Origin of the sequence: Pseudonocardia nigra (genome assembly GCF_019396355.1) — a bacterium.
Taxonomy (GTDB): Bacteria; Actinomycetota; Actinomycetes; order Mycobacteriales; family Pseudonocardiaceae; genus Pseudonocardia; species Pseudonocardia nigra.
Genome location: NZ_JAHKRK010000041.1, coordinates 1 through 23,852, shown reverse-complemented (window position 1 = coordinate 23,852; position 23,852 = coordinate 1). Strand labels below are relative to the sequence as shown.

The window sequence follows — 23,852 nt, the reverse complement described above, 5'->3', positions numbered from 1 at the left end:
GTGGACGTGCCCGAGGACCGACCTGGTTCCGGACCGTTCGACGACCTGTTCGAACGGTTGATCGGCAACCTGGAGACGACGCTCGGCTCGGCCATGTCACGGCCGGCCCCCGCTCCCGGCACGGGCCCGACCCGCACCCCGCGACTGGACCGCTTCGGCCGGGACCTCACCGCGGCCGCCGCGCAGGGCAGGCTCGACCCGGTGATCGGCCGCGACGCCGAGGTGGAGCAGGTCATCGAGGTACTGGCCCGACGGACCAAGAACAACGCCGTGCTCCTCGGCGATCCCGGCGTCGGCAAGACCGCGATCGTCGAAGGAATCGCGCAGCGTGTGTCGGACGGCGAGGTGCCGGCGGCGTTGCGGAACGTCCGGGTGGTCGCGCTCGATCTGGCAGGGATGCTCGCCGGGACCAAGTACCGGGGCGAGTTCGAGGCCCGACTGACCGGCGTGATCGACGAGGTCGTCGCGGCCGGGCGGTCGATCGTGCTGTTCGTGGACGAGCTGCACGCCGTCGTCGGGGCCGGCGCGGCCGAGGGTGGGGCGATGGATGCGGGCACCCTGCTCAAACCGGCCTTGGCCCGCGGCGACCTGCAGCTCATCGGTGCCACCACGGTCGGTGAGTACCGCCAACACATCGAGAAGGACCCGGCCCTGGAGCGCCGCCTCGCGCCGGTCCGCATCGCCGAGCCGACCGTCGAGGGCACGATCGCGATCCTGCGCGGGCTTCGACCGCGCTACGAGGGACACCACCAGGTACGGATCTCCGAGGACGCGCTGGTCGCGGCCGCCGAACTGGCCGACCGCTACGTGACCGACCGGTTCCTCCCCGACAAGGCCATCGACCTCGTCGACCGGGCCGCCGCCAGGACCCGGATCCGGGTCGCGCGCGCGGACACCGGGTCCCTGGACGAGGAGCGGATCGCGCAGCTGCGGCGTGCCCGCGATGTCGCCGTCGATGCCGAGGACTACGAGCGCGCCCTTCTCCTGACCAGGGAGCTCGAGGCAACCGAGGCAGAGGTCACAGGGCCGGCCCGGAGCGTGCAGGTCACCGCGGACGATGTGGCCGCGGTGGTGGCGCTGAGCACCGGCATCCCGGTCGCGCGCCTGACCGCGACCGAACGGCACCAGCTGCTCGACCTGGAGGAGCTGCTGCACCGCCGCGTCGTCGGGCAGGACGACGCGGTGGAGGCCGTCGCCGACGCGGTGCGGGCAGGCCGGGCAGGCCTCGCGCACCCGGATCGGCCGGTCGGCTCGTTCCTGTTCCTCGGGCCGACGGGGGTGGGCAAGACCGAGCTGGCCAGGGCGCTGGCCGAGGCACTCTTCGGCAGCACACACGCGCTGCTGCGCTTCGACATGAGCGAGTACGCCGACCGCGGCAGCGCGTTGCGGCTGGTCGGTGCACCGCCAGGACACGTCGGCTACGAGGACGCCGGTCAGCTCACCGAAGCGGTGCGGCGCACCCCGTACTCCGTGCTGCTGCTCGACGAGATCGAGAAGGCGCACCCCGACGTCACCGCGATGCTGCTGCAGGTGCTCGACGCCGGCCGGCTCACCGACGCGCACGGCCGCACCGTCGACTTCACGCACACGGTCGTGATTATGACGAGCAACCTCGGCGCCGACCGGTTGCTCGCCGCGGCTGCGGCGGGACGACCCGTCGACGAGGTCCGCGACCCGCTGCTCACCGCCGTGCGGGCGCACCTGCGGCCCGAGTTCGTCAACCGCATCGACGACGTCGTGCTGTTCCACGCCCTCGGCCGCGCGGAGCTGCACCGGATCACGGCGATGCTCCTCGCCCAGACCACGGAGCGGTTGGCCGCGCAGGGCATCGTGCTGCACGTCGCCGAGGCGGCCGTCGACTGGCTCGCCGACCGCGGTCACCAGCCCGAGCTCGGCGCCCGGCCGCTGCGGCGCACCATCGGCCGCGAGGTGGAACGCAGGTTGTCCCGAATGATCATCGCGGGCGAGCTGCGTTCCGGGCAGCGGGTCGCCGTCGACCTGGCGGACGGCGAGCTCGTCCTGACGGTCGACGGCAGCTGAGCAGGGCGTACCTCAGGGGCCGGCGCTCGTCCCGGTCGTCGCCGGCGTCCGGCCCTGACCCGCCGGCCCGCCAAATCCGTTGCCCCACGGGGCGCCCGTCTGCTGGGGTGCTCCGTGCGACGACCCACGAGAGGAGCAGGACATGCGAAAGGCGTTCGTGTTCGCCCAGATGGACTCATCCCCCGGTCTGAAGGACATGACGCCGCGTGCGCACCCTGAACCTCGGAATCCTCGCCCATGTCGACGCCGGTAAGACCAGCCTGACGGAGCGGCTGCTCCACGCCGCCGGGGTCATCGACGAGATCGGCAGCGTCGACCACGGCAGTACGCAGACCGACTCCCTCGCCCTCGAACTCCGTCGCGGTATCACCATCAAGTCGGCGGTCGTGTCGTTCGTCGTCGGCGACCTCACCGTCAACCTGATCGACACCCCCGGCCACCCGGACTTCATCGCCGAGGTGGAACGCGTGCTCGGTGTTCTCGACGGCGTCGTGCTGGTGGTGTCCGCCGTCGAGGGGGTGCAGGCGCAGACCCGCGTGCTGATGCGGACCCTGCAGCGCCTCGGCATCCCCACCCTGCTGTTCGTCAACAAGATCGACCGTCGCGGCGCACGGGCGGACGACCTGCTTCGGGACATCGCGGCGAAGCTGACGCCCGCGGCCGTCGCCATGGGGACGCCGGTCGGAACGGGCACGCCCGGCGCCGCGGTCGTCGCCCACGACGGGAGCGACGCCGGATTCGCCACCCGGCTGGCGGGCCTGCTCGCCGAGCACGACGACGCGCTGCTCGCCGCGTACGTCGAGGACGAGGCCGCTCTCCCCTACGCCCGGCTGCGGCGGGAGCTCGCCGCCCAGACCGCACGGACACTCGTCCACCCGGTGTTCTTCGGCTCGGCGATGACCGGAGCGGGCGTGTCCGACCTGGTCGCCGGCATCGCCGAGCTCCTGCCCGCATCGCACGGCGACGCGGACGGGCCGGTGTCGGGCAGCGTCTTCAAGGTCGACCGCGGTCCGGCCGGGGAGAAGATCGCCTACGTGCGCCTGTTCGCCGGCACGGTCCGCCCTTGGGACCAGCTGGAGTTCGGGCCCGGCGGTGCCGCCAAGGTCACCGCCGTCAGCGTGTTCGACCGTGGCGGCGCCGTCCCGGCGGACGCTCTCGAGGCCGGCCGCATCGGCACGCTGCGGGGTCTGGGCGACGTCCGCGTCGGCGACGCGATCGGCCGTCCGCCGGCGGGCGCGCACCAGCAGGTCTTCGCCCCGCCGACCCTCGAGACCGCCGTCGTGCCCGTGCGGCCCGCCGAGAAGGGACTGCTGCACGCCGCGCTCGCCCAGCTCGCCGAGCAGGACCCGCTCATCGACGTGCGCCAGGACGACGTCCGGCAGGAGATGCACGTCTCGCTCTACGGCGAGGTGTAGAAGGAGGTCATCCAGGCGACGCTCGCCGACGAGTTCGGCGTCGACGTCGCGTTCCGGGAGACGATGACGATCTGCATCGAACGCCCGACCGGCAGCGGCGCCGCCGTCGAGATCATCCACGCCGACCCCAACCCGTTCCTGGCGACCGTCGGGCTCCGGGTCGACCCCGCCCCCGTCGGCAGCGGCGTGGACTTCCGGCTGGAGGTCGAGCTGGGCTCGATGCCGTTCGCGTTCGTCCGGGCGGTCGAGGAGACGGTGCACGAGACGCTCCGGGAGGGCCTGCACGGCTGGCAGGTCGTGGACTGCACCGTGACCATGACCCACTCCGGGTACGCGGCGCGGCAGAGCCACGCACACGCCGTGTTCGACAAGAGCATGTCGAGCACGGCGGGCGACTTCCGCAACCTGACCCCGCTGGTGCTGATGTCCGCGCTGCGGCGGGCCGGGACGCAGGTGCACGAGCCGATGCACCGGTTCCGCCTCGAGGTTCCGGCGGACGCGTTCGGGGCGACCCTGCCGGTGCTGGCCAGGCTGCGGGCCGTTCCCCGGACCACGACCACCTCGGGCGCCTCCTACGTGCTGGAGGGGGCGGTGCCGGCGGCGCAGGTGCACGGGGTGGAGCAGCGGCTGCCCGGGCTGACCCGCGGTGAGGGGGTCCTGGAATTGGCGTTCGACCACTACGCGCCCGTGCACGGAGCCGTGCCCGAGCGGCCCCGGACGGACCACAACCCGCTGGACCGCAAGGAGTACCTGCTGCACGTGGTGCGGCGCGTGTAGGTGCGGGGGCCCGGGCTCTCCGGGACTTGCGCCGTGGTGCAGGGTGGACCCGTGGGCGTCCTCCCCCGGGCCGGTGCCGCCCGCGATCCCGCGCGGAACCCGTGGCACGAGACGGCCTTCCGCTGGTTCTTCGCCGGCCAGCTGGTGTCGTTGTCCGGGAGTGCGATGGCCCCGGTCGCGCTGGCCTTCGCCGTGCTGGACGCCTCCGGAAGCACCGGCGACCTCGCGATCGTGCTCGCCGCGAACAGCATCCCGTTGCTGGCGTTCCTCCTGGTCGGAGGGGCCGTCGCCGACCGCGCCTCGCGCAGCACGGTGCTCGTCGTGGCCAACCTCGGGGCGGCCGCCACCCAGGCCGTCGTCGCCGTCCTGATCATCTCCGGGCAACTACCACCTCGGCGCGGTCGTCGTGCTGGAGGCGCTGGGCGGCGCGCTCACGGCCTTCACCCGGCCGGCGCTGCGCGGGATCGTCCCGCAGCTGGTCGCGCGGCCCGCCCTGAAGCAGGCCAACTCCGTGCTCGCCACCACCCGCAGTGCCACCCGCGTGCTGGGGCCGACCGTCGCCGGCATCGTCGTGGCCACCGCGGGTGGCGGCTGGGTGATGGCGATGCACGCCGCGACGTTCGCCGTGGCCGCCGCCTGCATCGCCCGGCTCCGGCTGCCGTCGCAGGTGGTCGGCGGGCGCACCGGACTGCTCCGCGACCTGCGCGACGGCTGGGGCGATCCGGTCGCTCCCGTGGGTCGTCGCCGTCACGGCCGCCTTCGCCGGAGCCAACTTCGTCCTCGCCGGCGTCTGGCTGGTGCTCGGTCCGGCGATCGCCCGCGACACGATCGGCGAGACGGCCTGGGGTGTCGTCCTGAGCGCCCGGGCGGTCGGGCTGTTGCTGATGGCCGTCGTCATGTACCGGCTCGTCGTGCGCCACCTGCTGCGGTTCGGTCAGCTGTGCGCGGCCCTCCTCGCCCTCCCGATGGTCGTCCTCGGGCTCGACGTCCCCGCGGCCTGGCTCGTCGCGGCCGCGTTCGTGGCCGGGCTGGGTTCCTCCGTGATGGCCATCGCCTGGGAGACCTCGCTCCAGGAGCACGTGCCCCGCAGATCACTGTCCCGTGTGGCCTCCTACGACGAGCTGGGGTCCTTCGCCGCCGTCCCCCTCGGCCAGCTGGCCATCGTCCCGATCGCCGCCGCCCTCGGCGACCGGACCGTGGCGATGTGGGGTGGCGTGCTGTTCGCCGCGCTGACGCTCGCGGCGCTCCTCTCACCCGCCGTGCGCCGCCTGCGGCACGACCCGGACAGGCGCACGGACTGACGACGCTCAGCCCCCCCGTCCAGATGCGCGGCAACCGCCTCGGCGAGGTCGACCGGCTGCCAGCCGTGGTCGCTACCCGTGAGCTCCGCCCGCTCGGCGGTGGGGAGGGACGCGACGATCGCGTCGGCGGCGTCGGAGAAGAACGGGAACGCCGTCGTTCCCACGAGCACCACGGTCGGGGCCGTCACTCCTGCCCACAGCTGCCGGCGCGGCGCCGACTGCGTCCAGGCCAGGGCCTCGGCGTCGGCCTGCACGCTCGGGGCCATCCGCTCGAACAGCGGCCAGTCCGGTCCGTTCCGCATGCCGTCGAACCACTCGGGCGGCATCCCGTCCATGAACCGGCGGAGGGTGCTCTCCCGGTCCCCCGACCGGACCCGCTCGGTGATCTCGGAGAGGAACTCGCGGCCGTCCGAGCCCTCCTCCTCGCCCAGCGGCACCTCCCAGAGCACGAGGTGTTCGATGCCGGGGATCTCGGCCGCCGCGGCGAGCGCGATCGCACCTCCCGACGAGCTGCCGTACAGCGATGCGCGTCCACCCAGCATCGCGACCAGTGCGCGCAGCGCCGCGACCTCCCGGGCGAGCGTGAACGGCGGCTCGCCGCCGCTGTCCCCGCGGCCCGGGCGGTCGTAGTGCACCACGTGGAAGCCGCGGGTGGCCAGCTCGGTCGTCAGCGTCCGGGTGGGCTGGTCGACCGCGCGGAACTGCCCGGCGCCCCCGATCAGGATCAGCGGCCGCCCGCTGCCCTCCCGGTCGTACGCGATCCGGACGCCGTCCTCGGTGTCCACGTACTCGGTCATGGGCTCCCCTTCCTCCGCAGCCTTCAGATGTAGACGCCGGCCGGGGCGCGAATTCATCGTTTTCCCGTGGGAGCCGGTTCGGCGGCGGGCAGCGGAGCGGCCCGCCGGACGAGCCAAGTGGGTCTCTCCTCGCGTCGGCCCGATGGGTTCTTACCCGGCCGAAGGGCCTGGACCGCCGTCGGGTTTCCGGGCACCGTCAGAGCTCATACGCGAGGAGAGACCAACCGGCCCGCGCTGAGCGATCACCCGGTCGGCCGACCCGTGCACAAGACCGATGAGCCGCAGGCCGACCCGAGGTCCTTATCCGTACACGAGAACCGGGAGGTGCATGATGGGCAAGGTCCTCATGGGAGCGGTGGTGTCGCTCGACGGCTACATCGCCGCCGACGACGACAGCGTCGGACCGCTGTTCGACTGGTACGGCAACGGCGACGTCGAGGTCACCCTCGGCGACCCCGACCGGGTATTCCGGGTCAGTGCGGCCAGCGCCGCCTACATCCGCGCCGAGTGGTCCGGCGTGCGAGCGACGGTGATCGGACGCCGACTGTTCGACATCACCAACGGCTGGGGCGGCGTGCCCGCGGCGGGTGAGCACGTCTTCGTGGTCACCCACAGGCCACCGAAGGAGTGGCCGTTCCCCGACGCGCCATTCACGTTCGTCAGCGACGGAGTGGCGAGCGCCGTTGCACAGGCGCAGGCCTTCGCGGGCGCGGGCGACGTCTCGGTGACCGCCGGCGACATCGGCGGTCAGGCGCTCGCGTCAGGCCTGGTGGACGAGGTGCACTCCGATGTCGTCCCGGTCGTGTTGGGCAGCGGCAAGCGGTTCTTCGGCTCTTTCGCGGGCGGGCCGCAACTGTTGGAGGATCCACGGGTGATCGTCAAAGGCGACCGGGTACTGCACCTTGTCCATCCCGTTCGCCGATAGACACGACGCCCCCCTCACGGACTGGCCTGGTCGACCCGCAACATGGTGACTTCGTCACTCCTCGTGAGATCGTGGGCACGGCCCGGTCCCGTTCGACACCGCGCCCGGCAGACCGCATGCTGATGGGACGCGACGAGCGGAGGTGGCGCCGTGGACACCGTGCCGCGAGTGACCGTTCCGACGAACCGGCGGGAGGCGGCGCCGCCGCTGGCCTGGTACCTCACCGATGCGGCGCGGGCCGTCTCCGAGTACGGGATGTTCCTGGCGGCGGGACCGTGGCTGCCTGCGCTTCCGCGCGGTGACGGGCAGCCCGTGCTCGTGCTGCCCGGGCTGATGACGGCCGACAGCTCGACGCGCCCGCTGCGCCTCGTCCTCAAGCACCTGGGCTACCGGGTCCACGGCTGGGGGCTGGGGCGCAACATCGGTCCCACCGCGCGCGCGGTCCACGGCATGCGCGATCGGCTCGACGACCTCGCCCAGCGCTACCGGCGTCCGGTCAGCATCGTCGGCTGGAGCCTGGGGGGAATCTTCGCGAGGGAGCTGGCGCGCCGGACGCCGGACTCGGTCCGGCAGGTGATCACGCTCGGCAGCCCGATCCGCCTCGCGTCCGAGAGCCAGAGCCGCGCCCACCGGTTCTTCGAGCGGTACTCCCACCTGCACATCGAGCACTGGCAGCTGCCGCTGGAGCACGGCTACGAGCCCCTGACCATGCCGGCCACCTCGATCTACTCGAAGTTCGACGGGATCGTCGCGTGGCGGGCGTGCCTGGACGACCCGTCGCCGCGGTCGGAGAACATCGCCGTCCTCGGCAGCCACCTGGGGTTGGGCCACCACCCGGCGGTGGTGTGGGCGGTCACGGACCGGCTCGCGGAGCCGGAGGGTGCATGGCGACCGTTCCGGGCACCCGCCCTGCTGCGCCACGCGTTCCCCCGGCCGGACGTCCCCGCGCCCTCCCGGCCGGCGACCGGCGCCACCGCCTGACGGTCATGCCGATCGTGGCCGCCGACGACGGGGTGCCGTTGCACGTCGAGTTCGACGGCCACCCCGACGCCCCGCTCACGGTGGTGTTCACGCACGGCTTCACCGTGCAGCTGGCCGAGTGGGACCTGCAGCGCCGGGCCCTGCGGGGCCGGGCGCGGCTGGTGCTGTGGGACCAGCGCGGCCACGGGCGCTCGGGCTGGGCGCGCCCGAGGACGGCGACCATCGACCGGACCGCGCGCGACCTCGGGGCGGTACTCGACGCCGCCGCCCCGGCCGGCCCCGTGGTGCTCGCCGGGCACTCCATGGGCGGGATGAGCATCATGGCACTCGCCCGCAGGCGCCCCGAGCTGTTCGGGACGCGGATCGTCGGGGTCCTCCTGCTCGCCACGTCGGCGGGCGGGCTGGTGCAGCGCGGGCTGATCGGGCGCCAGGTGAAGCTCCTGCGGCGGCTCGGGCTGCTGCGCCTGTGGCTCCGGCTCCTGCAGGTGTGGGCGCCCCTGCTGGAACTGTTCCGCCGGCGGGGCAGCGTGTGGGGTCGCTGGTTCACCCGCCGGTACCTGTTCGGCGCCGACGACGCCGACCCCCGCCTCGTCCGGCGCGTGCAGGACATGGTCGAACGGACCCCGTACCCCGTGACGGCCGCGTTCTACGCGACCTTCCTCGACCACGACGAGGAGGCTGCACTCGCCGTCGTCGGACGCGTGCCGGTCACCGTCGTCGCCGCGACCCACGACCGGCTCACCCCCGCCGCCCACGGGCGCCTGCTGGCCGAGCGGCTCGGGTCGGACGTCGAGCTCATGGTCGTGCCCGGCGCAGGGCACAGCGTGAACATCACGCGTCCCGAGCCGGTGAACCAGGCCTTCCTGGACCTCCTCGGCCGCGTCGAACACCGGCTGCGACCGAGCGCATGAGCACGCGCCGCCCTCGTCAGGCCAGGACGTCGTCCGGCGGCACCACCTCGCGGCGCAGGATCTTGCCGGTCGGGCCCTTCGGCAGCTCGCCGACCAGCCAGATGTGCCGCGGGTACTTGTAGGCGGCCACCCGCTCCTTGACGAACTCGCGCAGCTCGTCGACCTCGGCCGCCGCGCCCGGCTTCAGCGCCAGCGCCGCGCCGACCTCCTCGCCCAATGACGGGTGCTCGATCCCGATGCACGCCGCCTCGGCGACCGCAGGGTGCTCGTAGAGCGCCTCCTCGATCTCCCGCGGGTAGACGTTGTAGCCGCCGCGGATGATCAGGTCCTTCTTGCGGTCGACGATGAAGTAGTAGCCGTCGGAGTCGCGGGTGGCGAGGTCACCGGTGCGAAACCAGCCGTCGGGAATCGCCTCCGCCGTCGCGTCCGGCCGTCCCCAGTAGCCCTTCATGACGTTCTCGCCGCGCACCGCGATCTCGCCGACCGCGCCGTCGCCGGTGACGTCGGCGCCGGTGCCGTCGACGAGCCGCATCTCGACCCCGCGTACCGGGGTGCCGATCGAGCCCGGCTTGCGCTCCCGGTCGGGGTGGTTGAACGAGACGACCGGCGAGGTCTCCGACAGCCCGTAGCCCTCCATCAGGATGCAGCCGAACGCCTCCTCGAAGCCGCGGAGCACCTCCACCGGCATCGCGGAGCCGCCCGTGCAGCACGCCCGCAGCGTCGACACGTCGAACGACTCCCGGTCCGGATGGTGGAGCATCGCCGCGTACATCGTGGGCACGCCCTCGAACACCGTCACCCGGTCCCGCGCAACGATCTCCAGCGCCTTGCCGGCGTCGAAGCGCGGCAGCATGGTCAGGCAGGAGCCGGCGAGCACCGACGCGTTCAACGCGCAGGTGAGGCCGAAGACGTGGAACAACGGGAGGCACCCCATGACCACGTCGTGGAGGTGCAGGTCGAGCAGCGTGGTCATGGTGAGCGCCGCGTTGGTGTCCAGGCTGTGGTGGGTCAGCTCGGCGCCCTTGGGCCTGCCGGTGGTCCCCGAGGTGTAGAGGATCACCGCCGTGTCGGCGCCGTCCCGCTCGACGGGTTCCGGCGCCGCTTCGGCGGCGTCGAAACCCTCCGGTCCGAGCGGGCCCACGACCACGACGTCCACCCCGGCCGCCGTCGCCGCCTCCTGCGCGGCCGCTGCCGCGGGTTCGAAGGCGAACACCAGCCGGACCCCGGCGTCCTCGAGGTAGAACTGGACCTCACGGGCCTTCAGCAGCGGGTTCATCGGAACCACCGCGCAGCCGGCCATCAGCGCCCCGTAGAACAGCACGGGGAACGCGGGCACGTTGGGGAGGACGAGGCCGACGCGGTCGCCCGGCCGCAGCCCCTTCGCGCGCAGCGTGCCGGCCACCGCGGCCGCGCGGTCCCGGAACTCGCCGTAGGTCAGGTCGAACCCGTCGAGGCGGATCGCCGGGCGGTCCGCGTGCTGTTCCGCGGCCGCCACGAGGTTGCGCGCCAGGTTGGTCATCGCCCGTCCCTTCAGCTGGTCAGCATGCCGCCTTCGACCGGCAGCGTCGTCCCGGTCACGTAGCCGCCCGCGTCGCTGGCCAGGAAGATCAGCGCGGCGGCGAGCTCATCGGGGTCGCCGGGCCGCCCGACGAGCACCCGCGGCATCTGCGCGTCGAGGTAGCCCTCCGGGTACGCGTCCGTCATCTCCGAGGCGAAGAACCCGGGGGCCAGCGCGTTGACGCGGATCCCCTTGCGACCGGTCCACTGCTGCGCCAGGTCGCGGGTGAGCCCGATCAGCCCGGCCTTGCTCGCGGCGTAGGCGGCCTGCGGGAGCCCGGCCGTGGTCAGCCCGAGGACGCTGCTGATGTTGATGATCGAGCTGCCGGGGCGCATCACCCGCCCGCACGCCTGGGCCATCCAGTAACAGCCGTTGAGGTTCACGTCGATCACCGAGCGGAACTGCTCCGCCGTCTCGCGGGTGGCCGGGTAGGCGGTGCCGATCCCGGCGTTGTTGACCAGAACGTCGACGGCGCCGAACTCCTGCATGCAGGCGTCCACCAGCGCCTTGCAGTCCTCCGGACGGGAGACGTCGGTGCGCACGGTGATCGCGCGCCTGCCGGCCTCCTCCACGAGCTTGCGGGTGTCGGCGAGGCGCTCCTCGCGGCGCGCACCGAGCGCGACGTCGGCCCCCGCCTCGGCCAGCGTCCGCGCGAACACCGTGCCCAACCCGGAGGACGCCCCGGTCACGATGGCCGTCCTGCCGTCCAGCCGGAACTTGTCCAGGATCGTCATGCGTTCTCCCTCCCCAGCTCGTCGGCCAGTCCGACGGCTCTCATGCCCGACCAGGTGCCGTCGACGTCGTGCGCGAGCATGACGAGGTCGCGAAACCGTCCGTCGCGGTCGCGGATGTGATCGCGCAGCAGGGCCTCGCCGGTGAAGCCGAGCGCGGTGAACATGGCCAGGGCGTGCTCCTGGTCGGCGACCAGCTCGACCACGACCTTGGCCAGCCCGGCCTCCACCGAGCGCGCCAGCGCGTGCCGCGCAAGCTCGCGACCCAGCCCGGTCCGGCGGTGGGCGGGGTGCACCACCAGACGGATCTCCCCGACGTGGTCGGACCAGCCGGTCAGCGGCCGCACGGCGACGTAGCCCGTCACCGTGGCGCCGTCGAGTGCCACCCACCGGAGGCCGGCGCCCTCGGCCGCCCACGATCGAATCGTGGCCGGATCGGTCACGTCCTCCTTGATGAAGGTCAGGTCCCCCGTGGGCAGCTCGTCGAAGAACCGGGTCAGCGCCTCGACGTGCTCCGGGTCCAGCCGCGCGATCATGCGTGCACCTCGCTGCGCCGGTGCAGGAACTCGATGATCGTCGGGACGGTGGTCTTCGCCGCGGTCTTGCCGACGACCAGGCCGATGTGCCCGGCGTCGAGGCGCAGCTCGTGCTTGTCCTCGGACCCGACGAGATCGATCAGCGGAGCCACGGCGGGCTCCGGGACGATGTGGTCCCGGTTCGCCAGCACGGTCATGAACGGGCAGCGGATGTCGCGCAGGTGGACGGTGTCACCACCGATCGACAGTCGGTCGGCGAGCATCCCGTTGTCCCGCAGCAGCATCTGCGCCGACTCCCGCGCGGCCGCGCCGGGGAAGGGGACGTGATCGGTCGACCACCGGGTCATCGCCTGGTACGCGGCGACGTACTCGTCGCTCCACAGCTTCTCCCACAGGTTCACGTAGCGCGTCACCTCCGAGGTGGGTGTCAGGGTGCGGAAGCCGGACAGGATGACCTGCGGGGGCACGTTGCCGTCGGGACCGATCACGGAGTCGATGTCCAGCCCGCCGGTGGCGATGATGTCGCCGAGCGGGCCGAGGTGCCGGAAGTCGACCGGCGTCGCCATCACCGTCAGGCTGCGCAGCGGCGTCTCGGGATGGTGCGCGGCGTGCAGCAGGGCGAGGTTGCCCCCGAAGCAGTAGCCGATCATGTTGACCTCGTCGCACCCCGACAGCGCCAGCACCCGCTCGATCCCGGCCGGGATGTAGTCGTCGACGTAGTCCTCGAGCCGGTTCGCCGCGTCCCGCTCGTCGGGCACGCCCCAGTCGAGGAGGTAGACGTCGAACCCCGCGTCGAGCAGGCGCTCGATGAAGCTGTTGCCGGGCGTGAGGTCGAGGATGTAGCTGCGGCTGACCAGGCTGAACACGATCAGCAGCGGCGGGGAGACACGCACCCCGCCGTCGCTCTCGTTGCGGTAGTGCCACAGCTCGCACCGGCCACGCCGCCAGACGACGTCCTTCGGGGTGAGCCCGACGCCGGGCCGCTCGGTCCCGGTGGCGAGTTTGATGCCGTTACGAGCCCGCAGGGCGTTGCGCTCGACGTCGCGCCGGACGCGGTCGAGGACGGCCAGCGGATTCGGTACCGGCGGCATCGGCGGGTTCCTCCTCGGTGCGGTGTTCCTGACGTTCCCGTTCGAGCTGCAGGGTGAGCCGCCGCACCTCGCGGTCCAGCGCCCCGATCTGGGCCCGCAGCCGGCGCACATCGGTGCCCGCGGGCAGGTTGAGCAGGTGCCACATCCGGGCGCTGACGTCGTTGGCCTGGTTCCGGGCGGCGGTCTGGGCCCAGGTCACGAGCGCGGCGGTGCGCGCGAACTGGTCGGTGCGGACCAGCGACTCCAGGTGCGAAGCGGCGGCGCGCTCCGCGGCGTCGAATGCCTGACGCCACAGCGGTGGAGGGGGCGGCATCGGCGGCGTCACCGGACCCGGACCGGCTCGTCCGCGCGCAGCCCGGTGCGCAACGTCTCGGCCATCAGGTACGAGCAGGTGAACGAGATCAGCGCGATGACGATGACGAACACGCCGACCGAGGAGCGCAACGAGGGTCCGTCCGACGACATCGGCCTGCCGCTTGCGGAAGTTGCCATGAGAGATGTCCCATCCTGGCCGGTGGCTGTCCTGGGGTCCCCCTTCCGGGTGGCGACAAACCGTCGTTTCGGCGTACCGCGGGTAGGGGACCCGCTCGGGGGAGACGAGCGGCCGGAGGGCGACGTGGGTGACGACCAGCGCGACACGGTCGCCGTCATCGGCGCAGGCACGATCGGGCTGTCGTGGGCGACGCTGTTCGCCGCCCGCGGTTTCCTGGTGCGGGTGCACGATCCGAGGCCCGACCTGGCGACGACCCTCGAGCAGGCAGTGCGTCAGTTCGCGGCGACGTTGCCCGACGGGCCCCGGGACCCGGACGACCTGCTGGGCCGGATCGCTCTCGAACCGGACCTCGAGCGGGCCGTGTCCGGCGTCGCCGCCGTCCAGGAGAACGGGCCGGAGAACATCGACCTCAAACGGGAGCTGTTCGCCAGGATCGAGCGGGCGGCCCCGGCGACAGCGCTGCTGCTGTCGTCCACGTCCGGGTTGATGCCCACCGACATGAGCCGGGACATGACCGATCCCGGGCGCCTCCTCGTCGGTCACCCGTTCAACCCGCCACACGTCCTGCCGCTGGTCGAGGTGGTGCCGGGCGAACGGACCGAACCGGCCGTGAGCCGCGCCGTTGTCGAGTTCTACCGGGAGCTCGGCAAGGAGCCGGTGCTGCTGCGCAAGGAGATCGGCGGCTTCGTGGCCAACCGGCTGCAGTCCGCGCTGTTCCGGGAGAGCGTCAGCCTGGTGCTGCAGGGGGTCGTCACCCCCGAGGAGCTCGACCGGGTCGTCACCGAGTCGGTCGGCCCCCGGTGGGCGACGGCGGGGCCGTTCGCCAGCTATCACCTCGGTGGCGGCCCCGGCGGGCTGCGCCACCTGCTGGAACACCTCGGCCCGGGCATGGCGCGCCGATGGAAGGACCTCGGGCAGCCGGAGCTCACCCCGGAGACCGTCGACGTGCTCAGCCGTGACACCGAGGAACGGTTCGCGGGGCGCAGCTACGAGCAGCTCACCGAGGCCAGGGACCGCGCCCAGCTGGCCGTGCTGGCCGCCCGTGCCGCGTCCGCCGCCGACGGACAGCCCGGCGCGCTCCCGCGACTGCTCGGCGACTTCTACGGGTACGAGGAGCTGCTGCCCCCGGCCGACCAGCAGCTCCTGCTCGGGGCCAGGGAGTTCCTCGAGCGCGAGGTCCGCCCCATCGCGAACGACTGCTGGGCGCGAGCGGAGTTCCCGCACCACCTCCTGCCGCGGCTGGCGGAGCTGGGGATCGTCGGCATCGGCTATAAACGCCCCGACCGGCCGGCCGCGAGCAGGCTGCTCACCTCGTTCCTGTCGATGGAGCTGTCCCGGGTGGACACCTCGATGGCGACGTTCTTCGGCGTGCACACCGGCCTCGCGATGGGCAGCATCGTGCACTGCGGCTCCGCCGAGCAGCGGCAGCGCTGGCTGCCCGGCATGTTCGCCCTCGACACGGTCGGCGCGTTCGCCCTCACCGAGCCGGACGGCGGTTCGGACGTCGCGGGCGGGCTCGAGACCACCGCCCGGCGCGACGGGGACACCTGGGTGCTCGACGGGGCGAAGCGCTGGATAGGCAACGGGACGTTCGCCGACCTGGTGGTGGTGTGGGCGCGCGATGTCGCCGACGACAGCGTGAAGGGCTTCGTGGTCACGAAGGGCACGCCGGGCTTCACCGCCACCAAGATGGAGGGCAAGCTCGCGCTGCGCACCGTGCAGAACGCCGACATCGTCCTCGACGGCTGCCGCGTCCCCGAAGCCGACCGGCTGCAGCGCGCGAACTCGTTCAAGGACACCGGCCGGGTGCTGCGTCTGACCCGCGGCGGGGTCGCCTGGAACGCGGTCGGCTGCATGATGGGTGCTTACGAGGCCGCGGTGGCCTATGCCGCTCGCCGCGAGCAGTTCGGCCGGCCGATCGGAAGGTTCCAGCTGATCCAGGACCACCTCGTCGAGATGCTCGGCAACATCACCGCGTCGCTGAGCATGGCCGTGCGGGTGGCGCATCTGCAGGACCGCGACGAGTGCAGCGACGCCCAGGCGGCGCTGGCCAAGCTGTACTGCACCACCCGGCTGCGCGAGACCGTCGCGCACGGCCGCGAGCTGTTCGGCGGCAACGGCGTCCTGCTGGAGTACGACGTGGCCCGGTACTTCAACGACGCCGAAGCGCTCTATTCCTACGAGGGCACGCGAGAGATCAACACCCTGATCGTCGGGAGATCGATCACGGGCTACGGCGCGTTCACCTGAGGGATGACGCCGGACCGGGCCAGACCGGCGAGTTCCTCCTCCGTGAGGCCTGCCTCTCGGAGCACCTCCATGGTGTGTTGGCCGATCTCGGGGGCTGGGCCGCGAGGCCCGACGCCGGCCCCCCGCAAGCCCAGCGGTGAGGCGACCGTGCGGAACCGGCCCGCGGCCGGGTGCTCGATCTCGGGGAACAGCCCGATCGCCTCGGCATGCGGGTCGACGGCCAGCTCGGCGACAGTGGCGGCAGGCGCCCAGATCAGGGCGGCCTCATCGAGGATCCGGGCCCAGTCGGCCAGCGGCCGGGTGGCGAACAGCGCGTCCATCAGGTCGGTGATCTCGTCCATGTGCTCGCGGCGGCCCACCAGGCTCTCGAAGCGCGCGTCCTCGGCCCACTCGGGGTGCCCGACCGCGTTGCAGAACCGGGGCCACCAGTGGGCCTCGGGCATGAACAGCAGCACCCATCGCGCGTCCGCGGTGCAGAAGCTCTCCTGCAGCGCGTGCAGCCTGCGGCGCCGGCCAAGGGTGCGCGGGTTCTTCCCGTCGACGAGGCTCGCCGACAGGTCCGTCGACATGGTCCAGGCCGCGGTCGCGAGCAGGCTCACGTCGATGACCTGGCCCTCGCCGGTGCGCTCCACCAACCGCAGGGCCGCGAGGATCGAGGCGACCATCGCCAGCGCCGCGGTGTGGTCGCCCTGCGCGGGACGGGACCGCGGCGCCTGGCTGCCCGGTTCGGTGATCGAGTGCGTGATGCCCCCGCGGCCGAAGAACGCGGTGATGTCGTACCCGGGCCGGGCGGCGTCCGGGCCCTCCAGCCCGTAGCCGGTCAGGGTCGCGTGCACCAGCCTGCTGTTGACGGTGAGCAGGCTCTCGGCGTCGAGCCCGAACCGCCGTTGCCGCTTCCCGAGCAGGTTGTTGACGAACACGTCCGCGCCGGCGACGAGCCGGCGCACGAGGTCGGCACCCTCGGGCCGGTCGAGCGCGATCGCCACACCGCGCTTCCCGCGGTTGTCCATCTGGAAGCTCGCATCCAGCGGCGGCGCCCCCTCGGGAACCTCCGGCTGCCGGATGACGCCGCGCACCGCGTCGCCGCGCACCGGCTCCACCTTGACGACGTCGGCCCCCAGGTCGGCGAGCACCGCCGCCGCACCGGGAGCCGCCATCCAACCTGCCACCTCGACGACCCGCACCCCGTGCAGCGGGCCCGTACTTCCGGCGCTTCCTGGCGTGCTCATGCCACCGTCCTCGGCTCGGGTGGCTGTCGGTTACCCGAGGGTTGGTCCGTCACTCGTTCAGGTAGTCGAAGACCACCCGAGCCCGGCCCAGGGTGAGGTCGGTGAGGATGTGGGACGCGGCCAGCACCTCGTGCACCGGCAGGTCGGCGAGCGGGGCCATGGCGTGCTCGAACAGCTGCAGCCGGGCGGGACCCGACCACGCACCTTTGATCGTGATGTCGGTGATCTGGCTGCGGACGAGCTCCAGGATGCGCGGCCTGCGGTCGTAGCCGGGGAGGATCTTCAGGCCGAACGTGGGCTGCCCGATCTCCGCGCGCGCGGCCGCCTCGTCGAGCGGGAGGTGTTTGTAGCCCATGGTCGCGGTCGCCACGCGCAGCGACCCGTAGTCCAGGGTGCCGACGAGGGTGTCCGTGTCGACGTAGAGCGCGGGCGCGCCGAACTTCTTGGGGAACGCGCTGATCTCGCGACCGCTGGCGATCGAGGCGAGGCTGTCGACGTACATGTGGAGCTCAACCGAGCGGTCGCCGTGCTGCACGCCGACGGCCCGGAGGCAGGGCTCGCGGCGATCGAGGCCGTGCGTGCGGATCCCCGCCTCGCCCGCTATCACCTGCTGGGAGCGGTGCACGGCGACATGCTCGCGCGGGCCGGCCGGCACGCCGAGGCCGCCGAGGTCCTGGAGCGGGCCGCGCAGCTCGCGCCGACGCAGCGCGAGCGCAGCCTGCTCATGGAACGCGCCGCAGCTGCCTCCGCGCAGTTCAGCGCCGCGGCACCTCCGGTCGAGGGCCGCGACGGACGGGCCCGGCTCGGCCCGTGACCACCGGCCGGCCGCCCGGGCCGCGATCACGCGGCTCGATCCGTCAGCACGCTCCGGGTCGGGCCGCGAGCTGCTCACGGACCTCCATGAGGGCGAAACCGAGCAGGTTCTGACCGCGCCAGTAGTCGGGGTTCCTGGCGTTCTTCTCGTCGCGGGCGAGGCCGCTCCCCCAGACCAGATCCGTCTTCGACGCCTCGACGAGCACCTTGTCGCCCGTGCTGAGCAGGAACTCGCGCAGGTCGCGGTGCTGACCGAACTTCGCAAGGTTGCCGTCGACCACGATGTCGAAGCGTTGGCGCTCCCAAGCCCCGGCCTCGAACCCCCTGACCTCGCGACCGAGGATCTTCGCGCCCTTCGGCTCCGGCTCCGCGCGGATCTTCCCGGCAGCCTCGTGGTCGCCGAACAGCTCGGCCTTGCTCGCCATCATGAAGTGCTCGGCCGTGAAGTACCGCTCGCCGTCCACCACGAACTCCGCCCGCCACCACTGGCTCAGGCAGGACGCGCCGATCCGGCCGCTCTTCAGGGGGCTGTGGCCGTAGAAGAGCAGGTACTCGGGTGCCGCGCCACCGTGGACCAGCTCGCGCAGCGCGTCGAGCGTGCGCACTCCGTCAACCGTGCTCGCCATGTGGCTCAGTGGACCACAACGCCCGAATCGGTCCTTCGGCAAGTCCCGCGGCCCGGCGAGTTCGATGCGAATCATCGTGGTCGAGTGCCGGGCGTCGACCCCACCGATGAAACGGGGGATCTTCGCGTGATTCGACGTGATCAGCGGTCACACGGCGACGACGTCCACGCCGTCCGCCTCGATGCGGGCACGAAGCTTCTGGAGCGCCCGGTGCTGCGCGACCCGCACTGAGCCCGGCGACATGTCGAGCACCGCGGCCACCTCGGCCACCGGGACGTTGCCGAGCAGGCGCAGCCGGAGGATCAGCACCTGTCGATCGGTGAGCAGCTCCGCCAGCAGGCCCTCCATTCTCGCGGCCCGCTCGGCGCGGAGGGCCAGTTCCTCCGGACCGGCGGTCCCGTCGGACGCCTCGGGCAGGGTGTCGGAGGGAAGGGATCTGTTGCGGCCTGCCACCCGGAACGCGTCCGTGATCTTGTGCTGGGCGATGCCGGTGACGAATGCCGCGAACGTCCCGTTGTGCGTCCGGTAGCTCGTCAGTGCCTTCGTCATGGCGAGCGTGGCCTCCTGCACGACGTCCTCGACATCGAACGCGGCATCCGACAGCCGCCCGATCCGCTGTGGCAGGTGCGGGTCCAACCTGCGGCGTGGCGCGGTAGCGAGCAGTCAACCGCCCCTCACCCTCCGGTGTCACGTCGCTCGGGCCACAGCGTGAAAGCCCGTACAACTCCGTACACGGTCGCGACGTGGCCACCGAACAGGATCAGCTCGGGCTGACGGACCGTCACGTCTTGGACGCGCCGAGCGAATACCCGTACAAGTCCGTGCAGGCTCGGTGATGGCGGGGGGTTGGGTCTCGGGTGGAGGTCACCGAGGAGGACGAGGTCGCGGAGCCGTCGTAGATCACCTCCCCGCAGCAGCTCGCCGCGGCACTCAGCCTGCTGCGGGAGCGATCGGCCCTCACGGTGCGGGACGTGCACAAGCGGACCGGAATCGCCGCCAGCACTCTCGGCGGGTACTTCAGCGGACGGCACCGCCCCTCCGTCGACACCCTGACGGCGCTGCTGCACGCCTGCGGGGTGACCGATCCTGCCGAGACGGCGGCGTGGACGGAGGCGCTGCTGCGAGTCCGGCGGACAGGGCGCCGGCGCAGGCAGAGCGGGATCTGCCCCTACCGCGGCCTGGAACCGTTCCGCCCCGAGCACCACCAATGGTTCTTCGGCCGCACGGCGCTGGTCGAGACCGTCATCGACCGCCTCGCCGAATGTGGGGCGGCGGGGCACCCCGTCGTCCTGGTCGGACCGTCCGGCTCGGGGAAGTCCTCGCTGTTCGGCGCCGGAGTGATCCCCATGCTCGAACAGGGAGGACTGCGGTCGCTGTTGCTCACCCCGGGCCGGGACCCGCTCGGCGAGCTCACGGCGCGGCTGGCGACGGCCGAGGACGCGAGCGATCGCCCGGACGTGCTCGTCGTCGACCAGTTCGAGGAGCTCTTCGCGCCGGACGTTTCCCCGCCCGACCGGATGGCGTTCGTCCGAGCGCTGCACGAAGTCGCGTCTGGTCCGGCCGACGCAGGCCGATGGCCATCCTGATCGGGTTGCGCGCCGACTTCTACGCCGAGGCGCTACGGCTGCCCGGGATGGCCACCGCTCTGGAGACCGGACAGGTGCTCATCGGGCCGATGGCTCGGAAGGAGCTGCGCGAGGCGATCACGCAACCAGCCGAGCAGGTCGGCCTCGAGATCGAGGACAACCTCGTGGAACTGCTGCTGGAGGACCTCGATGCGGACGACAGGTCGACCCGCTCGACCGCGGCGCTGCCGCTGCTCTCGCACGCCCTGCTGGCGACCTGGCACCGCTCGAACCGCGCCCGGTTGACGCTCGCGGACTACCGGGCGATCGGTGGCGTGCGCGGGGCCGTCACCCGCAGTGCCGAGGACGCTGTCGCCGAACTCGGCCCGCAGCAGGAGGAGTCCGTCCGGCAGCTGTTCCTCCGGCTGGTCCACGTGGCCCCCGATGTCGCCGATACCCGCCGTCGCGTGGACCGGGGCGAGCTGCTCGACGGCGCCGACATCGCGGTCCTCGACCAGTTCGTGCGGCGCAGGCTGCTCGTCGTCGACGGCGAGACGGTACAGATCGCGCACGAGGCACTGCTCGGCGCATGGCCGCGGCTGCAGTCGTGGATCGACGCCGACCGGGCCGGCATCACGGCGCACCGCAGGCTCACCGAGGCCGCCCGGCACTGGCGCGACGGCCACGACCCGGACGCGCTGTTGCGCGGGGTCCGGCTGAGCGCGGCGTCCGAGCGGTTCCGCCAGCCGCGCACGCCACCGACCTGACCGAGCTCGAGCGGCGCTTCCTGGAGGCCAGCGAGGAGCAGGAGGCCCGGCGGGTCGCCGCAGGGCGGCGGACGACCCGGCGCCTCCGCCGCCTGCTCGCCGCGGTGTCGGTGCTGTTCCTCGTCGCCGCCGGGCTCGGCGGGCACACCCTCGTCCAGCGCAATGCGATCGCCGCCGAGCGGGACGCGGCCGTCTCCCGGCAACTCGCCGTCCGCTCCGACACCCTGCGGGAGAAGGATCCGGCGCTGGCCGCGCAGCTCGCCGTCGCGGCGTACCGGATCGCCCCCACCACGGAGGCGCGCTCGAGCCTGCTCAACACCACCGCCGTGCCGATACCGGCCCGGCTGCCCGGGCCCGCCGCCATCACCCAGACCCTCGCCGTCCGGGACGGTCTGCTGGTCTCGGCGACAGGAGCGCTCCCGCACGCCCAGACATGGCGGCTCTCGGGAGACGGTCCGCCCCGGTTCGTCGGCGACACTTCCGCGAGCAGCGCACCGATTCAGGCAGTTGCGCTCGGCCCGGACGCGACCACGCTCGCGGCCGGGAGCAGCGACGGGCGAATCGTGCTGCTGGATCCCGCCGACCCGACGCGGCAGCCGGTCATCGTGCGGCCGGACGGCGGGAACGTGCTGGCCCTGGCGTTCACCCCGGACGGCGGCATGCTGCTCGCGGGTACCGCCGACGGCCTGCGCGCGTGGGCGATCGCCGACGGCACGGCGCCCCGCGAGATCACTCCGCCGCCGGGGCCACCCGGCCCGGTCCAGGCCGTCGCAGTCAGCGCCGACGGGCGGCTGCTCGCCAGCGGCGGCGCGGGCGGAGTCACCGCTGTCTCCACCCTGCTCGGCACCGCGATCGCGCCCCCGGTCCCGCTACCGGCATCCGGCACCAAGGTGCTCGCCGTCACGTTCGGGCCGGACGGGCGCACGCTCGCCACGGCGGGCGACGACCGGACCGTCCGGCTCTTCGACCTCACCGACCCGGCCCGCCCACAGCCCGGCGCGGTGCTCACCGGCCCGGCGAACTGGGTCAACACCGTCGCGTTCGCCCCGGACGGCGGCACGATCGCGGGCGGCAGCTCCGACGGCACGGCCTGGTTGTGGGACGCTGCGACCGGCCGGGTACGTGCCCAGCTGCCGCACCCCACTCCGGTGACCTCAGCGGCATTCGTAGACGGATCGGCCATGGTGACGGGCGCAGCCGATGGGACGGCGCGCGTGTGGCCGGTGCACGGTCCGGTGCTCACCGGGTTCGACGACGCGGTCTTCGCGCTCGACTTCGACGCCACCGGCGCGGTGCTCGCGGTCGGTCCGGGCAAGAAGGACAACGGGGTTCACCTCTGGACGGTCGCCCCGGACGGGCCGCGCCCGCTCACCCCCCGGATTCCCAACGTGCCGGGCGAGCCCGCCGTCTCCGGCTCCGCCGCACTGACCCCGGACGGGCGCACCCTCGCCGTCGGTCGCGTCGACGGCAGTGTCCGGCTGTGGGATGTGAGCGACCCGGCGCGGCCCGTCATCGCCGGTCCGCCGCTGGTCGGCTCCACCGCGCTCGTCGAACAGCTCACGATCAGCCAGGACGGTCACCTGCTCGCCGTCTCCGGCGACGACAACAGCGTGCGGCTCTGGGACATCACGACCCCGGCGGCGGCCCGCGCCGTCGCCACCCTCACCGGGGCCGGCAGCTACGTGCTCGCGTCTGCGTTCAGCCCGGACGGGCGGCTGCTCGCCGCCGCCAGCGCCGACACCCGCACCTATTTGTGGGACCTGGCGCAGCCCGAACGGCCCCGCCTGGTCGCCTCGCTCTCCGGCCCGTCCAGCTACGCCTACTCCCCCGCGTTCAGCCCGGACGGCCGCCTACTCGCGGTCGGCAGCGCAGACCGCAGCGTGTGGTTGTGGGACGTGCGCGACCCGGCCCGCCCGCAGCCGCTCGGTTCCCCCCTCGTCGGTCCGAGCAACTACGTCTACGCGGTGGCGTTCAGCCCCGACGGCGCCCACCTCGCCGCCGCGAGCACCGACGGCACGGTGTGGCTCTGGGAGGTCACCGACCCGGCCGCGCCACAGGTGGTCGCCACACTGACCGGGCCGACCGAGGCCGTCTTCTCCGTGGCGTGGAGCCCCGACGGCCGGCTGCTCGTCGCCGGCAGCGGTGACCATACGGTCCGGCTCTGGCGGGCGGACCCGGCGGAGGCCGCGCGCATCCTGTGCTCGGCGGCAGGCGCCCCGCTGTCCGCCGACGAGTGGGCGCGGTACGAGCCGAGCGGACGGTACGAGCCGCCGTGCCGGTAGCGCCTAGAGACCTGTACGGACGTGCCACCGCGCTCGCCCCCATCTGTCAGGACTGGCACCGGTGCGCGGCGATGGGCGGCGTCGGCGGCCGCCACGCTCCCCACTGCCTGAAGAACGACGCCACGCCGGCGGCCTGGCACTGATCACGCAGTTACCTGGCGCAGTCCGGGTGCATGGCCGCGCCTTCGGACCCGGACCCGCCGCCGGCGATCACCCGGTCGAGGCCGCCGCCCAGCCAGGGCCTGATGTCCAACGCGCCCAGCAGCGGCTCAACACCGCGGGCAGCGCGTGCGGCCACCCGACCACCGGCTGTAAGCGGTGAGGGTGATCTTGAGATACCAGCTGGGCAGCGAACCAAGCCGGCCGTTTGCGATACATGCGGAGGCTTGAGCGCCTGAGAATGGTTACTGCCCGTTGACCAGGGGCGATCGAGACGTTGCGATGTCAGGCATTGCCAGAAGCTGCGGCTTTGGCGGCCCGCTCGATCTTCGCGCACCGGTCTTCCCAGAAGGCCGCCTCTCGCTTCGGGTTTGCGTATTCGGCGGCTGTCCCGGTCGTGCCGTCGAGCTGTTCACGCAGGATGTCGGCGTGTCCGGCGTGCCGGTTGGTTTCGGTGAGCACGTGGACCTGGATATTGGGGTCTTCGATCTTGGCCGGGCAACGACCGTTTCGACCTGGCTCGCCGGTGACGTTCTGTAGTTGCCCTTGGGTGGGGTGACCCTGGTGTGAGGTGCCCGCAGCTCTTCGTGATCATGACTGTTGCT

General features: G+C 72.6%; 23 protein-coding genes and 3 pseudogenes. 13 read left to right on the top strand and 13 right to left on the bottom strand.

The genetic code is table 11. From position 1 onward, the window contains the following. Positions 1–6: 6 nt before the first annotated feature. The 4 genes and pseudogenes from KME75_RS13250 to KME75_RS46720 form a co-directional block, all read left to right on the top strand. Positions 7–2,040, top strand: a complete 2,034-nt coding sequence (locus tag KME75_RS13250) for an ATP-dependent Clp protease ATP-binding subunit (protein WP_308282738.1) — start codon at positions 7–9, stop codon at positions 2,038–2,040. 206 nt (positions 2,041–2,246) lie between these two features. Further along, the gene (locus KME75_RS45825) at positions 2,247–3,455 is read left to right on the top strand and encodes a GTP-binding protein (RefSeq protein WP_308282737.1); all 1,209 of its coding nucleotides are present in this window, start codon (positions 2,247–2,249) and stop codon (positions 3,453–3,455) included. 63 nt (positions 3,456–3,518) lie between these two features. Next, the gene (locus KME75_RS45820; RefSeq protein ID WP_372452595.1) at positions 3,519–4,232 is read left to right on the top strand and encodes a hypothetical protein; all 714 of its coding nucleotides are present in this window, start codon (positions 3,519–3,521) and stop codon (positions 4,230–4,232) included. Beyond that, positions 4,233–4,601, top strand: a pseudogene (locus KME75_RS46720) (MFS transporter); the annotation flags it as partial. A gap of 15 nt (positions 4,602–4,616) precedes the next feature. Here the strand turns inward: KME75_RS46720 and KME75_RS43095 are convergent. Both KME75_RS43095 and KME75_RS13235 read right to left on the bottom strand, forming a co-directional pair. Continuing rightward, positions 4,617–4,916, bottom strand: a complete 300-nt coding sequence (locus KME75_RS43095) for a hypothetical protein (RefSeq protein ID WP_246632010.1) — start codon at positions 4,914–4,916, stop codon at positions 4,617–4,619. A 427-nt stretch (positions 4,917–5,343) separates the two neighbouring features. Further along, positions 5,344–6,330, bottom strand: coding sequence for an alpha/beta fold hydrolase (locus KME75_RS13235; RefSeq protein ID WP_219414922.1), 987 nt, complete (start codon positions 6,328–6,330; stop codon positions 5,344–5,346). Positions 6,331–6,661: 331 nt separating this feature from the next. Between KME75_RS13235 and KME75_RS13230 the strand changes: the two genes are divergently transcribed. The 3 genes from KME75_RS13230 (at position 6,662) to KME75_RS13220 (ending at position 9,147) form a co-directional block, all read left to right on the top strand. Further along, positions 6,662–7,255 carry a dihydrofolate reductase family protein gene (locus tag KME75_RS13230; protein ID WP_219414944.1) on the top strand — a complete coding sequence of 198 codons (594 nt, stop codon included), beginning with the start codon at positions 6,662–6,664 and terminating at the stop codon, positions 7,253–7,255. 168 nt (positions 7,256–7,423) lie between these two features. Beyond that, positions 7,424–8,236, top strand: coding sequence for an esterase/lipase family protein (locus KME75_RS13225; RefSeq protein WP_219414921.1), 813 nt, complete (start codon positions 7,424–7,426; stop codon positions 8,234–8,236). 5 nt (positions 8,237–8,241) lie between these two features. Then, positions 8,242–9,147 (top strand): alpha/beta fold hydrolase, encoded by a 906-nt coding sequence (locus KME75_RS13220; RefSeq protein ID WP_219414920.1) that lies wholly within the window; start codon positions 8,242–8,244, stop codon positions 9,145–9,147. 16 nt (positions 9,148–9,163) lie between these two features. Here KME75_RS13220 and KME75_RS13215 read toward each other — a convergent pair whose 3' ends face one another. From KME75_RS13215 to KME75_RS13190, 6 genes are read right to left on the bottom strand one after another with little or no spacing between them, the layout of a single operon-like run. Continuing rightward, on the bottom strand, positions 9,164–10,666 hold the full coding sequence (locus KME75_RS13215; RefSeq protein ID WP_219414919.1) for a long-chain-fatty-acid--CoA ligase: 1,503 nt from the start codon (positions 10,664–10,666) through the stop codon (positions 9,164–9,166). 11 nt (positions 10,667–10,677) lie between these two features. Beyond that, entirely contained in the window at positions 10,678–11,439 is a 762-nt protein-coding gene (locus KME75_RS13210; RefSeq protein ID WP_219414918.1) for an SDR family NAD(P)-dependent oxidoreductase, read from the bottom strand. Further along, positions 11,436–11,972 (bottom strand): GNAT family N-acetyltransferase, encoded by a 537-nt coding sequence (locus KME75_RS13205; protein ID WP_219414917.1) that lies wholly within the window; start codon positions 11,970–11,972, stop codon positions 11,436–11,438. The genes KME75_RS13210 and KME75_RS13205 overlap by 4 nt, the downstream gene beginning before the upstream one ends. Further along, positions 11,969–13,063, bottom strand: coding sequence for an alpha/beta fold hydrolase (locus KME75_RS13200; protein WP_219414916.1), 1,095 nt, complete (start codon positions 13,061–13,063; stop codon positions 11,969–11,971). Before KME75_RS13200 ends, KME75_RS13205 begins: the two co-directional genes overlap by 4 nt. Further along, on the bottom strand, positions 12,984–13,376 hold the full coding sequence (locus KME75_RS13195) for a hypothetical protein (protein WP_219414915.1): 393 nt from the start codon (positions 13,374–13,376) through the stop codon (positions 12,984–12,986). The genes KME75_RS13200 and KME75_RS13195 overlap by 80 nt, the downstream gene beginning before the upstream one ends. Before the next feature lie 8 nt (positions 13,377–13,384). Next, entirely contained in the window at positions 13,385–13,555 is a 171-nt protein-coding gene (locus tag KME75_RS13190) for a hypothetical protein (protein ID WP_219414914.1), read from the bottom strand. Here KME75_RS13190 and KME75_RS13185 point away from each other — a divergent pair. Next, positions 13,473–14,438 (top strand): annotated as a pseudogene (locus tag KME75_RS13185) (3-hydroxyacyl-CoA dehydrogenase NAD-binding domain-containing protein); the annotation flags it as partial. The gene KME75_RS13190 and the pseudogene KME75_RS13185 sit on opposite strands and share 83 nt — an antisense overlap. A gap of 204 nt (positions 14,439–14,642) precedes the next feature. After that, positions 14,643–15,806 (top strand): acyl-CoA dehydrogenase family protein, encoded by a 1,164-nt coding sequence (locus KME75_RS13180; RefSeq protein ID WP_219414943.1) that lies wholly within the window; start codon positions 14,643–14,645, stop codon positions 15,804–15,806. Here the strand turns inward: KME75_RS13180 and KME75_RS13175 are convergent. Both KME75_RS13175 and KME75_RS13170 read right to left on the bottom strand, forming a co-directional pair. After that, a complete protein-coding gene (locus KME75_RS13175; protein ID WP_219414913.1) occupies positions 15,788–17,035 on the bottom strand; it encodes a CaiB/BaiF CoA transferase family protein in 1,248 nt (415 codons plus the stop codon). The genes KME75_RS13180 and KME75_RS13175 overlap by 19 nt on opposite strands. Positions 17,036–17,084: 49 nt before the next feature. Next, a pseudogene (locus KME75_RS13170) lies at positions 17,085–17,561 on the bottom strand (acetoacetate decarboxylase); the annotation flags it as partial. Between KME75_RS13170 and KME75_RS13165 the strand changes: the two are divergent. After that, positions 17,538–17,849, top strand: a complete 312-nt coding sequence (locus KME75_RS13165; RefSeq protein ID WP_219414911.1) for a hypothetical protein — start codon at positions 17,538–17,540, stop codon at positions 17,847–17,849. The pseudogene KME75_RS13170 and the gene KME75_RS13165 overlap by 24 nt on opposite strands. 43 nt (positions 17,850–17,892) lie before the next feature. Here KME75_RS13165 and ybiA read toward each other — a convergent pair whose 3' ends face one another. Then, positions 17,893–18,474: a riboflavin biosynthesis intermediates N-glycosidase gene (gene ybiA / locus KME75_RS13160; protein ID WP_219414910.1), complete on the bottom strand. Its 582-nt coding sequence runs from the start codon at positions 18,472–18,474 to the stop codon at positions 17,893–17,895. A gap of 147 nt (positions 18,475–18,621) precedes the next feature. After that, entirely contained in the window at positions 18,622–19,110 is a 489-nt protein-coding gene (locus KME75_RS13155; RefSeq protein WP_219414909.1) for a sigma-70 family RNA polymerase sigma factor, read from the bottom strand. Between the two features lie 263 nt (positions 19,111–19,373). Here KME75_RS13155 and KME75_RS13150 point away from each other — a divergent pair, with 263 nt between their 5' ends. From KME75_RS13150 to KME75_RS13140, 3 genes are all read left to right on the top strand, one after another. Continuing rightward, positions 19,374–20,060 carry a helix-turn-helix domain-containing protein gene (locus tag KME75_RS13150; RefSeq protein ID WP_219414942.1) on the top strand — a complete coding sequence of 229 codons (687 nt, stop codon included), beginning with the start codon at positions 19,374–19,376 and terminating at the stop codon, positions 20,058–20,060. Continuing rightward, positions 20,048–20,806, top strand: a complete 759-nt coding sequence (locus KME75_RS13145) for an nSTAND1 domain-containing NTPase (RefSeq protein WP_219414908.1) — start codon at positions 20,048–20,050, stop codon at positions 20,804–20,806. Before KME75_RS13150 ends, KME75_RS13145 begins: the two co-directional genes overlap by 13 nt. A 104-nt stretch (positions 20,807–20,910) precedes the next feature. Beyond that, positions 20,911–23,088 (top strand): WD40 repeat domain-containing protein, encoded by a 2,178-nt coding sequence (locus KME75_RS13140; protein ID WP_219414907.1) that lies wholly within the window; start codon positions 20,911–20,913, stop codon positions 23,086–23,088. 444 nt (positions 23,089–23,532) lie between these two features. Here KME75_RS13140 and KME75_RS13135 read toward each other — a convergent pair whose 3' ends face one another. Further along, positions 23,533–23,721: a mycothiol transferase gene (locus tag KME75_RS13135; RefSeq protein WP_308282741.1), complete on the bottom strand. Its 189-nt coding sequence runs from the start codon at positions 23,719–23,721 to the stop codon at positions 23,533–23,535. Positions 23,722–23,852: the final 131 nt, after the last annotated feature.

Coding starts and splice junctions, on each gene's coding strand:
- KME75_RS45820 (WP_372452595.1), top strand. CDS start 3,519: ATGACGATCTGCATCGAACGCCCGACCGGCAGCGGCGCCGCCGTCGAG.
- KME75_RS13190 (WP_219414914.1), bottom strand. CDS start 13,555: ATGGCAACTTCCGCAAGCGGCAGGCCGATGTCGTCGGACGGACCCTCG.
- KME75_RS13235 (WP_219414922.1), bottom strand. CDS start 6,330: ATGACCGAGTACGTGGACACCGAGGACGGCGTCCGGATCGCGTACGAC.
- KME75_RS13210 (WP_219414918.1), bottom strand. CDS start 11,439: ATGACGATCCTGGACAAGTTCCGGCTGGACGGCAGGACGGCCATCGTG.
- KME75_RS13220 (WP_219414920.1), top strand. CDS start 8,242: ATGCCGATCGTGGCCGCCGACGACGGGGTGCCGTTGCACGTCGAGTTC.
- ybiA (WP_219414910.1), bottom strand. CDS start 18,474: ATGGCGAGCACGGTTGACGGAGTGCGCACGCTCGACGCGCTGCGCGAG.
- KME75_RS13230 (WP_219414944.1), top strand. CDS start 6,662: ATGGGCAAGGTCCTCATGGGAGCGGTGGTGTCGCTCGACGGCTACATC.
- KME75_RS13205 (WP_219414917.1), bottom strand. CDS start 11,972: ATGATCGCGCGGCTGGACCCGGAGCACGTCGAGGCGCTGACCCGGTTC.
- KME75_RS13200 (WP_219414916.1), bottom strand. CDS start 13,063: ATGCCGCCGGTACCGAATCCGCTGGCCGTCCTCGACCGCGTCCGGCGC.
- KME75_RS13175 (WP_219414913.1), bottom strand. CDS start 17,035: ATGAGCACGCCAGGAAGCGCCGGAAGTACGGGCCCGCTGCACGGGGTG.
- KME75_RS13145 (WP_219414908.1), top strand. CDS start 20,048: ATGGCCATCCTGATCGGGTTGCGCGCCGACTTCTACGCCGAGGCGCTA.
- KME75_RS13215 (WP_219414919.1), bottom strand. CDS start 10,666: ATGACCAACCTGGCGCGCAACCTCGTGGCGGCCGCGGAACAGCACGCG.
- KME75_RS13195 (WP_219414915.1), bottom strand. CDS start 13,376: ATGCCGCCCCCTCCACCGCTGTGGCGTCAGGCATTCGACGCCGCGGAG.